This is a genomic window from Sphingobacterium sp. GW821-FHT03E03 (assembly GCF_059420745.1).
Map to the genome: position 1 here is coordinate 301958 of NZ_JBWKUH010000002.1, position 16523 is coordinate 318480.

The 16523-nt window shown below is 40.8% G+C and carries 10 protein-coding genes; 5 read left to right on the plus strand and 5 right to left on the minus strand.

Translation table 11 applies throughout. The annotated features are described in order from the left end of the window. Positions 1-19 precede the first annotated feature (19 nt). Positions 20-1111, plus strand: coding sequence for a DKNYY domain-containing protein (locus tag AC07UV_RS04575; RefSeq protein ID WP_495182881.1), 1092 nt, complete (start codon positions 20-22; stop codon positions 1109-1111). Between the two features lie 37 nt (positions 1112-1148). Here AC07UV_RS04575 and AC07UV_RS04580 read toward each other — a convergent pair whose 3' ends face one another. After that, positions 1149-1289, minus strand: a complete 141-nt coding sequence (locus tag AC07UV_RS04580; protein ID WP_282250435.1) for a DeoR family transcriptional regulator — start codon at positions 1287-1289, stop codon at positions 1149-1151. Between the two features lie 271 nt (positions 1290-1560). Here AC07UV_RS04580 and AC07UV_RS04585 point away from each other — a divergent pair, with 271 nt between their 5' ends. Next, complete coding sequence (locus AC07UV_RS04585; protein ID WP_282250436.1) at positions 1561-3024, plus strand: hypothetical protein; 1464 nt, start codon at positions 1561-1563, stop codon at positions 3022-3024. A 99-nt stretch (positions 3025-3123) separates the two neighbouring features. On the opposite strand, the gene AC07UV_RS04590 is transcribed toward AC07UV_RS04585, so the two are convergent. The 3 genes from AC07UV_RS04590 to AC07UV_RS04600 form a co-directional block, all read right to left on the minus strand. After that, entirely contained in the window at positions 3124-5016 is a 1893-nt protein-coding gene (locus AC07UV_RS04590; protein ID WP_495182882.1) for an alkaline phosphatase, read from the minus strand. Then, positions 5010-6566 (minus strand): RagB/SusD family nutrient uptake outer membrane protein, encoded by a 1557-nt coding sequence (locus AC07UV_RS04595; protein WP_495182883.1) that lies wholly within the window; start codon positions 6564-6566, stop codon positions 5010-5012. The genes AC07UV_RS04590 and AC07UV_RS04595 overlap by 7 nt, the downstream gene beginning before the upstream one ends. A 99-nt stretch (positions 6567-6665) precedes the next feature. After that, positions 6666-9752, minus strand: a complete 3087-nt coding sequence (locus tag AC07UV_RS04600; RefSeq protein WP_495182884.1) for a SusC/RagA family TonB-linked outer membrane protein — start codon at positions 9750-9752, stop codon at positions 6666-6668. Between the two features lie 272 nt (positions 9753-10024). Here AC07UV_RS04600 and AC07UV_RS04605 point away from each other — a divergent pair, with 272 nt between their 5' ends. From AC07UV_RS04605 to AC07UV_RS04615, 3 genes are all read left to right on the plus strand, one after another. Beyond that, complete coding sequence (locus tag AC07UV_RS04605; protein WP_495182885.1) at positions 10025-11818, plus strand: alpha-L-fucosidase; 1794 nt, start codon at positions 10025-10027, stop codon at positions 11816-11818. Between the two features lie 370 nt (positions 11819-12188). Continuing rightward, positions 12189-14063: a sensor histidine kinase gene (locus AC07UV_RS04610; RefSeq protein ID WP_495182886.1), complete on the plus strand. Its 1875-nt coding sequence runs from the start codon at positions 12189-12191 to the stop codon at positions 14061-14063. Further along, a complete protein-coding gene (locus AC07UV_RS04615) occupies positions 14063-14470 on the plus strand; it encodes a response regulator (protein WP_495182887.1) in 408 nt (135 codons plus the stop codon). The genes AC07UV_RS04610 and AC07UV_RS04615 overlap by 1 nt, the downstream gene beginning before the upstream one ends. Before the next feature lie 154 nt (positions 14471-14624). On the opposite strand, the gene AC07UV_RS04620 is transcribed toward AC07UV_RS04615, so the two are convergent. After that, positions 14625-16400 carry an aminopeptidase P family protein gene (locus AC07UV_RS04620; protein ID WP_495182888.1) on the minus strand — a complete coding sequence of 592 codons (1776 nt, stop codon included), beginning with the start codon at positions 16398-16400 and terminating at the stop codon, positions 14625-14627. Between the last annotated feature and the right edge of the window lie 123 nt (positions 16401-16523).

The window sequence follows — 16523 nt, forward strand, 5'->3', positions numbered from 1 at the left end:
AAATCATAGAAAGGAGAGTATGAAAAATATTTTTAAAATGGGAATTATCAGCACATGCATTGGCTTGTTCTTCTCCTGCAAAGAGCAGGTCAGCCCTTTGTCTGAAGACTATTATAAAAAAAGTGGAGCGATCTATTTTATCCCCGGAGGTAATGGTTTTGAACGCGGTTCAAGAAAGACGGAAGCAGATGTAAATAGTTTTTCTGTGATCAAAGGCGTCTATGCACGTGATAAATACAATATCTATTTTATGGGTTGTCCACAACAATTCGTTGATGCAAATACCTTTCGATTGAAAGGAAAGATTCCCATCGATCAGTCTCACGTATTCGATTTCAATGGCTCTCCATCAGCTACAGGAGCATGTAGCAAACAACAGCTTACCGTCGTGACAGGTGCGGATCCCGAAACGTATATTACCTTATATGATACAATCCCATCCCTATCTAAAGATAAATCACATTATTTCTACAATGCCCAACCATTAGCTGTTGACTACGCTTCATTTAAAATTTTAAATGAAAATTTTGTAAAAGACCAAAATAGGCTTTATGTGGTCACTCAGAAAAGTATCAATCCGCTCAATTACACAACGGATAAGATTGATGTACTTAACAATGAATACATCATTTTGGATGGTAAAAAATTACTTTATTACCAGCCATATCAGGGTATCGGTGTACTTGAAACGACTTTGCCTTCGACCAATAAAATTAAATTACTTGATAGAAAAACGGTAATCATTGATCAATTAGTGCTCATTGAAGGAAAGAAATTTGAATTCGCTGATGTTGATGCCGACAGTTTTAAAATATTGGAAGGAATTGGTGGAAACTCTTTTTGGTCCAGAGACAAAAATCATATTTATTATAATGAACAGCTCCTGACAGAGGCAGACCCAAAAACTTTTGAAGTTCTTAGGCGCGCTGTCGCCAAAGATGCCAGACATATTTTCGTCGGTGATAAAATCTTTGAAGGCCCCGATGTCAAAAGTTTCAGAAGTGTAGATAAAGCAGAAGTAAACCACGATTTTGAAGATGATCTGGGCAACAAGTACTGGTACCGACCCAAGGAGGGAGATGCAGAACTTGTTCCGGTAAAGAAGAAATAATGATATAGTTTAAATCTATTATTTTAGAACCGGTCGTCTAACTAAGTATAAGTTTATAATGTACTGATCTTCCAAACCCAATTTGTTCTAATATACCTTGCTCCTGCAGGTATTGTAGATCCCTTGTTGCAGTAGCTTTTGAGGTCCTCGCAATAGACATATACTTTTTTGCGGTCACACGCTTATGCCAATTTCAAATTCTAATCGGCTCATCGAAAAAATAACACACAGTCAAAAGGCCCCAACTTCCTAATATTACAATTGATCAAGTCGCTTCATAATCACTGAATTCGGCTATTTTTCCAAAGGCTATTTTCGTCTACTTTAGCCTCAGGATCACAGCATTTTGCATGAATCCTATCATAAAGCGTTGCATTGGCACAATGAGCATATACGAAACTTTTTGTTGCTCCTTTAACAGTGAACGCTTTCAATTAAAAAGAAAAAAGATGATCAAATCAGTATTAGTAGGTTTAATAACTATTCTTTGTATGACAGCCTGTGCACAAGAGTCCACCATAAATCCATCCTTGGAATCTATCCATTGGATTCCGATGCAGACCAAGGACAAACAATTCGTCTATGTGGACAGTTCGCTCCAGCAGCAGCTGACACAAAAATTCTACGGGGCCGAACCCTTTACCCCAACTGGTTACGCTATCGTCTCCAATGAGAAGAACCAGCAGGCTTTAATTAATTCAAAGGGAGATTTTATAGAACATTATTCTGATACCGATCTTGGGCTACAACCACTAGGTCAGGTGACGCTACTCATGAAACGTCGGGAGCATGAGAAAAAACTGCCTTTCTGGAACTGGAACTGGAATATCATGGGTGGTGGTGTAAAAAAAACAGCACCCTATGTTAAGGTAGAAATCCGTGTGCTTGAAACCGATCAGATCCTGTTGGACAAAGATATTCCCTATGACGAAAACGAATACAATTCGGATGCATACCATTTGGATGATAAACATTTTGTCCTAAATGGGAACCTTTATGAACTAAAAAATCAGTATCTAAAAAAGCTTAGTACAAAAATTGATATGATTTTGGAAAATGGCCGATATATTCCTCCTGCTGAAAATCGTTTTGAAATCTACGATATTCAACATAAGCAGCCTATTTTTTCCAATCTAGTCGGTGTGGATAAAATAGATTTGCTCTGGAACGGCCAGCCCTTACAATTGGATTCCATCAATCAGGATCGCTATAAACCAACAGTGCCCAAATTGTTAAAAGACAACAACACAGGTGCCATCTATGTTTTCCCGCAATATGAGAAAGCTTTGCCAAAACAAATCAAACAGGCTACCACCGAACAGATCGCTTTTCTGAAAGAAGTTTCTCTCGTATATTCTGTCAACAATTCGCCTTACTTTATTCTGGGAAGATTTAATTATGACCACGAGGTATGGGCTTATGACTGGCTGTATCTTGACAAGGATGGTAATTTATTGGATGAGATCAACGTCAAGGATTTCTTTATTTTGGATCAGGTAGGTTATCTGGTCTGGCCGGATAAGCATATGTTATTTACAAAGAACGCCCTTGAAAAAGATTGGAAAACGGGAAAAATAAATTATGTTTATCAAACAGAAGCATTATATCTTATCAACGTCAAAAAAGGTGAACAGGATCCAACGATGGGCCTCTGGAATGCTAAGACCAAAACATGGGATCTAGCGCCAAATTTTCAGCATATTGATATCTTGAATGGCCGACGACAGATCTTTGCCTTACAGATGCAAAAAGACGGTCCTTTTACCTTGTACAATAATAAAACAAAACAGCAGATCGGTACAAAAAACTACGATACGATCAACCCAAGTGGTCTGGTGCGGGTAAAAGGCAAAGGAAATGAAGATAATTATTATCACATAGACATCTATACCGGAAAAGAGTACAAGGAGTAATCTCATGTGCATGAGCAGAAGTACTTAAGGTATCAAAAAAAAGCCCCGTTGTGATTTGACACACAAACGGGGTGAAAAGTGTAAAGGAAATTAAAACTTTTACTTCACAGCTTCCAGTAGTTTATGGAAAATAGCTGTATTATCGTATACCCCCCGAAATAAGAACGAGCGGGCTCCATAAGCAAATACTGGAACGAACGCATTCGTATGATCGTTGCTGCTAAAATTAACCATCACACGTCCTGATTTACGGTCAGAATCCAGCAATGTAAGTCCGCCGGTTTCATGATCTGCAGTTACAACAACCAGCATCTCTGGATCCTGATCGGCCAACTTTAGGGCTTCTTCGACAGTTTTGTCAAGATCCAATGTTTCCATGACCGAATATTTGAGGTCATTCGCATGGCCAGCATAGTCAATCTGCGCAGACTCTGCCATCAGAAAGAATGGTTTATCATCGCGGGACAGAAACTTTATGCCATCCAGCATGGATTGTTTTAAAATCGTTGATCGACCATCTTTCACAGGCTTAAGAAGTTCGTCCGACAGGAAGACAATCTGCTTACCACTGGATTGATCGATCTGATCTTTTACAATCGAAACACCAGCGTATCCTTTCCAGTCACTTCTCTTCTGCAACCAGCCGGGTTTTCCGCCCAAAATAAAATCCACTGTGGAATGTTGGAACTGTCCTAAAATGGATTCGCTCTCATTCCGCTCCTGCTGATGGGCATAGAATACTGCGGGAGTGGCGTCTGTCACATCACCGATGCTGATCACTCCTGTTTTCCATCCCTGATCGGCCAGCACTGCAGCTACGCTGGGCAATGGCTTACCGTTTGAATCGACAGCAATTGCGCGGTTATTTACTTTCCGCCCTACAGCGATGGCTGAACCTCCGGCAGCGGAGTCGGTATTGTCCGAATTCAATGCCTCGGTCTGTGAAAGTCCGACTGTTTTGATCTGTGTCATATTGAGCGCGCCACCATTGGCCAATGTCGCTGCTTTTACAGCGGCCAGCCCCATTCCGTCCCCAATCAAAAGCAGAATCCGCTTCACCTTACGGTCCTGACCGTCATATTGAAAACTCGGTGTATAGATCGCCTGTGGTTTTGCCGATTGGAAAGATGACCGTTCACGCTGATCAAGAAATAATTCTAAGGTCTTGGGATGATCGGTATTGATCCAGTACACGCCGAGATTAATAAGCTGCTGCCAGGCATTGGGACTGTCGTGTGTTCCGTAAAAACGAAAACGGAGTCCCAGTGAATCTGCCTTGGCGACCGCCTTTTTGATGGCCGGAATATTTTCGGGTAATCCCTTACCGTTCCAGTCCGTATAATCCTTTAGATCCGCACTGATCAATCCGGTCTGCGCCAGGCTTGCTGCATCGTAGCCCCAATTGACTTCACCATCAAAAAACAGCCATTTGGGATAATCCTTAAATCCATCTGGCTTAGGTCTCCCGCCTGTTACGATTACTTTAACCCCATTGGTATTTTTAAGCGGATTGAACAGATCTCCATATTGTTCAAGCGCTTTGACAAGAATTGGCAATACCTGTTTATAGTTTTCTTTGACGTCGATAAGCAACTGTAGCTTTTTTGCTTTGTCAGCAAAGGCTGTTCCGCCATTTTTGCGGTATAGCTTAGCCACAGGATCCAGATAAAGTGCATTGAGCGTATTCTCCGTTTTGATTTCCTTTGCATCATGCGCAACCATCAATTTACCATTGCGCAGAAAAATATCCGCTTCAATGGATTGCATTCCCGCATAATAAGCTGTGTAGAAAGGCTGACTCTGCCAATAATCGTTATGACTATGTCCAGCATAGTTGATCACCCCCGCCTGTCCTTTTTCACGGTTGAACATCAGCTGCTCAAATTTCTCATTGAGTGTTTGTGCGGAAGACCCTAAAGGTCCTCCACACAAGCCAGCGATTAGCAATAAGCCTCCCAGTTTATTTCGGGAGACTTTTAGAACTTTTACCATCCTTGATTCTGTTTAATCAGACCTGCACTATTATCCACTTCCCTACGTGGCACCGCCCACACGTGGTGAGTTTTTGGATCAAATTTACGACCCGCAAACTCAACCGGCATGCCTGAACCATTCTTCATCGCATAGGTATGAAGCGGCTTGGCATAAGTTGCCTCAGCATCGCCCCAGCGCACTAAATCTCGGTGACGGTCTGAAAACTCACCAGCTAATTCATTACGGCGTTCGCGTTTCAGATCAGTCAATGTCATCCCTGTCTTTTCGAGAAGGTTGGCACGTTTACGGATCATATTAAGCTCTTTATCTCCAGCACCGCTACCATTAAGCATAATCGAAGCTTCCGCTTTAATTAACAATATCTCTGCAAAACGGATCAAAGGCACATTTAGATCTGTAGCCATATGATTTCCATTGGGACTCACATGCCCAGTTTTTACTGGATCAGTGTGCGAGAAAGGCTCCATATATTTGTTGAACTGCATGTCACAGGTTGCTGAACTTGCCGGTTCGAATATCCGCTCCTTGCCAAAGAAAACAAATTTATCGCCCGGTTTTAGAATAGTTACTTCACGACGTTCATCACCCGCTTCATAAGAATCATAAAGTTCCTTTGTCGGCATATAATACCCCCAGCCATTGTAAAATCCCCAGGCACCATTGGTCAGCATAACACCGGGTAAAATCGATCCCCAACCATCCGTTCCTGCAGCTGTACTTGTGACAGACCAGATATATTCAGGGCCCCAGTTATTTGCCGCTTTAAAGACATCTTTAAAAGTAGGTGCAAGCCCGCGTTTACCTTGATTGATCACCATATCGGCATAAAGGATCGCATTTTTATAATCCTTCTTATACAAGTACATTTTGGAAAGCACAGCCCATGCCGCTACCTTATGCGCACGGCCATAATCCGCTTCTTCCAATTCATTGAAAAAAGGCAGCTGATCAGCAGCCTCTTTCAGCAACTTTTCAATATGACGATAATTTTCTTCGATATTGGCCGCTCTTGGTGTAGCCTTTTCGTTGTCCATATTTTCAACGGTAACAATAGGCACACCAGCCCGTTCATCCGCATAATTCGCAGCCAACTGAAAGTACATATAGCCCGCATTAAAATTAGCTTCACCCAGGATACGTTTCTTTAACGCTTCATCCATAGCGATCGAAGGAACATAACGCAAGATATCATTGGCCTGTTTGATAATGGCGTAGCGCATTTGCCATTGTGATTCTGTATAGCCGCCACCGATGTAATTGCCGTTAAACGTACGGATATTCTCTGCCTGCGCATTGTTCCTCCCGGTGACCATATCGTCACTGGCATTTAGGAACCAAGCAAATCCACGTCCATAGAAATCTTCTTCATCATAGAGGTAATAGAGCCCATTGGCCCCTTTTATGGCATCTTCTTTTGTTTTCCAAAAACTTGCCTTTGAAGGAGCTCCCTCTGGCAGGATATCCAATTTGTTGGTACAAGATTGAAAAGACATTCCCACGCTTCCTAAAAGCAGGGCAAAACATATATTTCGAGTTATTTTTTTCATTGGAGTATTTTTTAAATATTCACAGGACAATCAAGTTTAGTCATTCGGTTCACCGATTTGAAAAACCTATATCATCCTTCATTTTATCCAAATTTGAGATTAAAAAGTGACAGCTGCTCCCAACATAAATGTACGCGACTGCGGATAACGGCCCGCATCCACACCATAATTGTTCATTCCTACCTCAGGATCCATTCCTGTGTATTTCGTTACCGTGAACAGATTGGTTGCCGAAGCAAAGAATCGTAATTTCTGCAACTTATATTTTTGAGTCAGCTCCTTTGGCAGCGTATACCCTACAACAAGGTTTTTTAAACGTAGATACGATCCATTTTCCACATAGAAATCCGATACATTGGAGAAGTTACCATTCGGATCTTTTACGGATACACGCGGTATATTTGAATTTGGATTGCTCTCTGAATACGCATTCTTAATTTCTTCAAACATATTGTAAGGTTGTCCAGAAGCCGCATTTAAACCTGTATATTTCAAGGTATTGAACAACTTATTCCCTTGTACACCCTGGAAAAAGATATTGACATCAAAGTTCTTGTAACTACCATTGAAGGTTACACCGTAGTTAAAATCCGGATAGGCACTTCCTAAAAACACACGGTCTTTGTCATCGATTTTACCATCACCATTTTGGTCGACAAATTTCATATCCCCAGCTTGGGCGTTAGGTTGTATTTTTGTTCCAGTACTGCCTTTATACTGCTCAGCCTCCTGATTGGATCTAAATAGACCCGCAGTTTCCAATCCATAATACGAATACAGTGGCTGCCCCGGCTCCGTCAACAAAGGTTTCAGTATGCCGCGATAGTCAACCTGCGAGGTTATTTTTGGAAATTCGTCAATTAAATAATCTACATTATTGGAGATCTTATTGACTGAAGCTGAAATATCATATTGAAAAGCTGCATCTGATTTACTGCTATAGGTCACAGCAAGTTCAATTCCTTTGTCCGTAACACGTCCACCATTGACAGTTTTGGTTTGCAAACCAGTTGTCCCTGCCAATGCGATGTCCATCAACATCCGATCTGTCCGCTTAACGAAATAATCCGCATTCAGAGTCAAACGATTATTTAATACACCAATATCTAAACCAATATTCGTCTGCTTCGACTGCGCCCATGTCAATATAGGATTGCCCATGATTTTTTCAACGTATCCAGGCATTAACGTTGGTATTTTACCAACCCAATTGTCTACACGCTGTAATAAAGGACTTACAGCCGTAGAAGTCAACGAACCCAGATTACCTAAAATACCATAACTTCCTCTTAATTTCAAGGTATTAATTACTTCGGAATCCGAAAGAAATGCCTCACGATGGATTGCCCAAGCTCCAGAAATAGAACCGTAATTTTGGAACCTGTTATCTTTTGCCACCAATGAAGTACCATCGCGACGACCAATCAAGGTCAACATATAACGATTGTCGTAGTTGTAGTTTGCACGTAAGAGGTAAGAAATTAAAGCTTGCTCAAGCTTACCATCTTCGATAGGTTTAATTCGTCCAGCATTGACTAAGTAACGGTAGTTTTTGGCTTCATCATCGAAATTTTCACCCACCACATTACTATAGTTTTCCGTAGTCTTTTGATACATATATCCTGCTAGGGCGTCGAAATGGTGTAGACCACAATCTTTTTCGTAGGTCAATGTCTGCTCAGTCAAGATATCTGTCAGACGATTGGTATTAACGGCGAGGGAATTGGACATATTGGGTTTTCCAATTTCCGGAATACGTGCCGTAAATTCCTTGAAATCGGTGAATTGCTTCGTATAAGCAAAATTTGATTTAAATTTCAATCCAGGAAGCAATTTAAGCTCAATATAGGGATTAATCAATAGGTTATGTACGGGGTTATTGACATCCAATCGACTTAGGTAAGCTACCGGATTAATTACATCACCATAGGTACCCGGGCCATGATCCGACGGTAGTCCTGAAAACTTACCTACGGCATCATATACGGATATATTTCTTGGGTAGTGAATGGCAGATAATACAGCCCCCGTATAGCCGGAACTTGTATTGGCGCCCTGCCCGTTGGTAAAGGAGTAGGAAATATTCTCGCCCAATTTCAACCAAGGCGTCACCTGTGTCTGTGAATTTACACGGAAATTGTACCGTTTAGAATACGTATTGATCAATATACCTTCGGCATTTCGGTAGTTGAAGCCTGTGTAGAAAGAAGACTTCTCATTACCTGCACTTGCTGATAGATTATAATCCTGTACACGCGCCGTACGGAAAATTTCGTCTATCCAATCGGTACGGGTGATCTGCCCATCCGGATATTTGCTTGCATCAAAAGCTGGGTCACGTGCGACACCCGCATTGTCCGCCGCCTGATTGGAGATCATAGCACGGTCTGCTGCATTCAGCGCTTTGATCAAGTTGTGCGCCTTCTGTACTCCATATTTAGCTTCAAAATCAATTTTCAATTCACCACTCTTGCCACCTTTTGTTGTGATCAAGATAACACCACCGGAAGCACGCGCTCCATAGACGGCGGCTGCGGCATCTTTCAGCACACTGATATCTTGAATATCATTTGGATTGAGCTCTGGGGCTCTTGCCTGGAGTACACCATCAACAACGTATAAAGGCTGCTCACCATTGATACCGCCCATACCGCGGATATTGATACTCGGTTTAGACGTCGGATCCCCGCCCTCAGCTGTTACTGTAACACCCGGTGTCTTTCCTTGAAGCACTTCCCCTATCCCTGCCATTGAACGGCTGTTTGTACCTTTCAAATCTGTTGTAGCAACAGCACCAGAGACTGTACTCTTTCGTTGCGTACCATAACCAACCACCACTACTTCCTCCAGTTGACTGGCATCTTCGGTCAGGGTAACTGACAGGCTATTACCTGTCACCTGTTGATCCAATGGCTTGTACCCTACAAAACTAAAGCGAAAGGTTTCGCCTTGTTTGGCGGACAATTGAAATTGCCCCCTTGCATCAGTTACTGTTGTTTTTCCTGATTGAACGTTTTTAACGGTTACTCCTGCAACAGGCACGCCATTGGTCGCGACAACTGTCCCTTTAATTTGGTCCTGAAAGACACTGCTTCCGATGATGGAAGAAAAAGGCTTTTTTACGGGGAATGCTTGTCCCTGATAGGCAATCCCAAGCGCCAGTGGTAGAATTAGAAATTTATTCATATGATTGATAATGTGTGGCGAAAGTAGAAATTACGGGTTATCATAATTTTAATATCGTGTTAACAAAATGTAAACCCGCCTCCAGTTTATTTAATCGGTATATTTTTTTTGGTTTTCATAAAAATATAAATTTTTTTTATGTCTTCAAATGTATGTACATAATAAAAATTCGATTTAGCAGGTTATTTTTCAAACCTTGCCCTATTCCAAAAGAATTGGATAGAGCATTCTGTTTTTTTACTTATCTTGTAATCCAAACAACAACAACCTTTATGATACCACAACTCAAAAGAATCGCGATTCTATGTTTATTACTGGTCAGCGCTTCCATACGACTTTTTGCTCAGGACAATGGAAAGGCGTATTGGTTTAAAGATGCTCGTTTTGGCATGTTTATCCACTGGGGCTTATATAGCGCTGCTGAAGGTATGTGGAAAGGTGAACCTCTACGGTATATGAATAATTATGCGGAATGGTTACGCTACCGCAACCGTGTATCGAAAGAAGAATATGGCAGTTTGGCCAAACGCTTTGACTGGAACAAGATAGATCCGGAAAAATGGGTGCTCCTCGCAAAAGAGGCCGGAATGAAATATATGATCATCACGACCAAACATCATGATGGTGTGGCACTATGGGATACCAAAGTCGGAACCTATAGCTTACCTAAACTGAGTGGCTCAAACCGCGATGTGATCAAAGAAATCGCAGCTGCCTGTAAAAAACATGGCATGAAACTCGGCTTCTACTACTCACACTGGATTGATTGGGAACATCCTTATGGCTGGAATCATCAGCAAGAGCTGTCCGGACATGTAACTGATGCCCAATACAACCAGTATTGGCAAGAGAAAGTAATACCGCAGCTTCGTGAACTTATGAGCAACTACGGCGATATTTCATTGATATGGTTTGATATGTGGATCCCTTATCAAAAATCCATCATCAAAAAAGAACAGTTACTTCAGGTCGTAAAATTGATCCGCGAGCTACAACCGAACTGCCTGATCAATTCACGCCTAGGTCTTCCGACAGATGCCGAAAATGTAGATTTCGAAACCCTTGGTGACAATCAATTTGGCAGCAACTATATTGCCCACCCTTGGGAGACACCAGGTACCATTGCCCACTCTTGGGGATATAATGGTCAGGAAAACGAGTGGAAATCAACAAGCCAGATCTTTCAATCATTGATTTCAAACGTCAGCCTCAATGGCGGATTTACCCTAAATATTGGTCCTAGGGCCGATGGAACCGTTCCTTACGAAAGTGTAAGCCGCTTACATGATGTAGGATCCTGGTTAAATACCTATGGCAAAAGCATCTATGGTGCCACTGGTCTTTCTTTAAAAAACAACCATTTTGACTGGGGTTACCTGACCACAAAAACCGAACAAAACAAAACGGTTGTCTATGCGCATGTATTTAACTGGCCTTTGGATCACAAACTTCGTATTACAGGTATCAAATCCAAACCGTCCAATATAGCAATGATGAAAGGTAGCAGTTTGACTCCCCTGAACTATGAGCAGAAACTTAGCTCGATCCATATTGACCTACCTGTAGATCAACCGGATCATTATGTTTCGGAAGTAAAATTGACCTTTGATGGTCCCTTGGAACTGAACAAAAATACTGTCCCTGAATCCACTTTTGGTGGTTTTTCTCTAAAATCGACCAACAGCCTCAACAATGAACTGAAAATCGTACGTTATAATGGGAAGAATCCGACCCATGCTGTCATTACAGGAAATACGAAGATCGACTGGGAAGTAACGGTTACAGAGGCCGGAACATATACGATAGATTTCTCTGCTCACAATCCCAATAAAGAAAATATCCCCTTCGAAATTGGCATTGCTAGCCAACAACTGAACGGAAGTTTTGAACCGACTAACAAAATGGTTGTCGAACCAAATGAAAACAACTACACCGAAGAATTTATAGAAAAACGTATCGGAACATTAAAATTTGATAAACCTGGTAAATATATCCTAACGTACAAAAGTCAACAGCAGCTTCCACTCTGGTTTAATTGGCTGTGGCTGGAAAAAACAAAAAATTGAGCTGTTTAGATTAAATAACTATTTAAAAAAGGGCTTATGATGTATTTATTGCCTTCATAAGTCCTTTTTCACTAATTGAAAACTGTGTTATATTCTTTTTCAATGAAGCCTCAATCAACAGTTTAAATCCATATTTTCAAATCATTTTTGATTGGATTAATTTTACAAAGGACTTATTTAAAATCCTCCAAAACCTTTTGTTCTTTTCCGCGTTACACATAATATCCTACCCAGCAACTCGTTATGCAAAAATTACCTATTTTAATATTTTTTTATTATTTTATGGTAAAAGTTACCAATTTTGTAAATCGAGACCAGACTAGTCTCATATCTTATAAATGAGTAAATTAATCCTAAACATTGTTGGATAATGCATCTGCAACGGGACTCTTTATCTACACCTTCCGCTCAAACGCAACGTTCGGAGTTAGAAGGATTGATTACAACTTCGGAAGATGGAACCATTTTACATCTTAACTCACGCGCATGTGAACTTTTAGCCTTAGACGATAATGAGTCCAAGGGCAAAAAGCTCCATGAATTAATCACATTCTATTCATCCGAGGATGCATCCGCTCTCAGCGCGGAACACTCCCCCTTCCAAATCGCTCTTAACAACAATCAAGTCCATCAGGAAACAATCTTGGGAATCGCAATAGAAGACTCCTTTAGGTGGTTTGTATTTCATATTATTCCATTCACCGAAGAAAATAAGAGCCGCCTGCTGCTATCTTTCATAGATGTCTCCAAGCTTGTCAATCAGAATCAGGCATTAAAAGATAAACAACATCAGCTTCAACTACTGGTTGCCTCACTCAATGATATTGTTTTTGAAGTCTCCGATATGGGGGTATTTAAAAACTATTGGACAAACGATCCGAGCCTGCTATTTTATCCACCAGAGGAATTTCTGAATAAAAGTCTGATCGAACTTTTCCCGGCAGACTTAGCCATACCGACAATCCAACTGATCCAAAACTCATTAAAGCTTGACCGTGAGTTTAAAATGGAGTTCCAGTCTCCCTCCGAACAGCATAAAGACAGGTGGTATAGTTTACAGATAAAGCCCATTCACCGAACGCAAAACCGGGTCGCCTTGGTAGTTTCAGATATTACTAAACAGATTGAATCAACAGAAAAAATAAGATTTAACGAACATAAATTCAATCAGGCATTCCATTTCTCGGGTTTGGGTATTGCATTGACAAACCTCGATGGCTATTGTATTGAATCTAATCATACATTGACAAAAATACTTGGCTATACGCAGGAAGAAATGTCAACGATAAAATTCTCTTACAACACACACCCAGATGATGTTGAACGTGATATTGAACTCCATAGGAAGCTTATTCAGGGTGAAATTGAGAGCTTCACCATACAGAGGCGCTACCGGCATAAACTAGGGCATTTTGTATGGTGTTCAGTCACCATTGCAGCAGTTTTTGACAATGCCAATATGCCATTGTTTCTGATTGTTCAGGTCCAAGATATTTCCGAATCGAAGAAAAATATCGAGATATTAAAGCGACAGAAAATAGAATCTGATTTAGTTAAAATTGATCTTGAAACCAAAGTCAGACAATTGGAGGAATTTGCAAATATCCTTGCTCATAATCTAAAGGGGCCCCTGAGCAATATGCCAATGCTCATCGATGAACTCAAAATTTCGAAAGATGAAAAGGTGAAGGCTGATTTTTTAGATCTTTTAAAAATTAGCAGTGAACAACTCACCGAGACTTTACACGACTTGGGCGAGATCCTTGAATTGCGCTCAAATAAATCGCTTGTATTCGAAAATTGCTATTTCAACGATGTATATCTGAAAGTAAAACAACAGTATATTGAAGAAATACAATTGAAGAATGCAACGATTTCAGTAGAATTCAATGTAAAACATATTCATTACCCCAAAATCTATCTGGAGAGCATTCTAAGCAATCTCATCAGCAATTCCCTCCGGTTTACAGCCCCTGACAAAGCTCCACATATTGAAATTAGTACTTCCATGGTGGAGGATGGCACATTGCTAACTGTCAGGGACAATGGACTGGGCATCAATCTACCAAAATACAAATCTCAGCTTTTCATGTTCAAGAAAGTTTTCCATCGTGGTTTTGAAAGTAAGGGTATCGGATTATTTCTCACACGCTATCAGGTGGAGTCACTGGGGGGTAAAATAGATGTACAAAGTCAACCGAACGAAGGCAGTGTCTTTTCAGTCAAATTTTTAGAAAGAACGTAATGAATCAGGAAAACAAAAGAAAAATCATCCTCATAGACGACAACGCGATATTACGCACTATTTTTGGCTATATGCTTCAGGGATTTTCGGATTACCCTATTGAATTTTACCTATTTAAAAATGCATTGGATGCATTGGATTTTTTGGACACACATGATATCAGTGCATCTTTGGGGCAACCGATATTATTTGTTGATATCAATATGCCTTTTATGACAGGTTGGGAGCTAATGGACGTTTTAGAAGATAAAAGCGATTTTATTAATCAAACCAAGATTTTCATTATCAGCTCTTCCACGAGTAAAAGTGATCAGGAACAACTGGAAAATTATCCTTTTATAAGTGACTTTATCTTGAAACCTTTTGGTAAGGAGTTGTTATATGAAATTTTGAGACAGAGCTGTTAAAAGATTATCAGAAGCATTGGATTCCAAGCGTTTAACACAGAACATTATTAACTTGCCCGAATATACTATCAAACCCTTAATATGAGCAACTCATCTTCGTTGAATCAAAAAATAGGAACCTGTATCTTGTAGGTTCCTATTTTTATTTACATTATTAGATCGCCTTACATTTTTCGGCAAGCCAATTCTTTTCTTCACTTGAAAGATGCGTTGATAACCGATCAAATACCCATTGATTATAGTTATTCAACCATAAAAGATGTCTTTTTTCCAACAGGGATTTTTCAATCAAGTCTGTCGCAATATAACATATTGTCAATGTCTCAAAATCCAAGAAATCACCGAATTCCGACGAACCCGCTTTTCGAGTCAACACCAAATTCTCGATACGAATACCGTGCTTGCCAACACGATATAGACCAGGTTCAATGGAGGTAATCATACCCGGTTCAACAGCAACATCTATCGCCGCAGCATTAAATGTCTGCGGTCCTTCATGTACATTTAAGAAAAATCCAACGCCATGACCTGTGCCATGACCATAATTGCGCAAGGTCTCCCACAATGGGCGGCGGGTAATAGCATCGATTTGATATCCACGGGTGCCTACAGGAAAAATTGCCTGCGACCCCTCTATTGTGCCTTTCAGCACCAAGGTATAATCTTCTTTTTCCTCTTGGGTAAGTCCACCAAGAGAAACAACGCGTGTAATATCTGTTGTTCCTGTTTTGTATTGACCACCAGAGTCCACCAACAACAAGCCCTTTGGGCGTAATGTATAATTGGATTTCTCATTCGCTGAATAATGTGGCAATGCACCATGATCTAGGTAGCCTGCAATTGTCGTGAAAGAAACATCAACAAATCCCTCTTGACTCTCACGAAATCCACGTAATTTATCTGCAATGGAAAGTTCAGACAGCTCTTCGCTGGTAACGTTCTCTTCCAACCATTTAAAAAAACGGGTAAGCGCCACACCGTCTTTTACAAAAGTATGCCTGTTATTTTCAACTTCTATCGTATTCTTAATTGCTTTTAAAGTCGTAGAAGGGTTTATCTTTTCTACTATTTTAACGTTTTCAGGAACGCTATCAAACATTGCAAAGCAGGTACGCTTTGGGTCGATTAAGATAGCTTTTGCCTGCAATGTCTCGATCGTCTGATAGATATCGTCATATGCAGCGATTTCAACGCCATAGCTTGCTAATTCAGCAACTGTTTCGGCGTTCAACTTTGACGGTTCAATGTAGAGTGTCGCGGTATCAGTTGTGATCAATACAAACCCCAAAACAACCGGATTGCAAGGCACATCCTGGCCACGGATATTAAGTAGCCAAGCAAGATCATCTAAAGAAGATATTAAATGTGCATCGGTCCGATTTTTCTTCATTTCAGTCCGTACAGCTTCAATCTTCGCTATGGTAGATTGTCCTGTTGTACTTTCAGGCAACAAGTAGGCCTGCGCTTTTGGCAACTCTGGTCTACCTGCCCATAAATCAGCTAGTAAATCTACATGACCATCCACCTGAATATCCAGGGGCTCCAACACGCCTTTGACAGATTGAGCTACCAAAAGCGACGCCAGATTTCCATCAAAAGCAACTTTCGCTCCTGCATGCAATTTCTCTCCTAACCAATCCGCATACTCCGCCGCTGCCTGGACTTTCAGTTTAACCAATTCAAAACCGGTTCCTTCCAATTGCTCCACTGCCTGGACAAAATAACGGGAATCTGTCCAAAGACCCGCAAAATCTTGTGTGATAGCCAAGGTACCTGCAGATCCTGTAAACCCTGATGCCCAAGCAATACATTTGTAACGTTCTGGTAAATATTCACTGATATGAGGATCTGATGATGGGATAATATATCCATCGATTCCTTGAATCTTCATAGCCTCACGAATAGCAGCTAATTTTTCGATATGCTTCATGTCGTCTATACAATTTTATGCAAGTTAGGATTTTTTAGGGTCGAATGCCTAACTTTAAGCCAAATAAAACAAACGAATCAACGCGTACGTGCATACATTAAAGTTATATGCACATCGCACTAA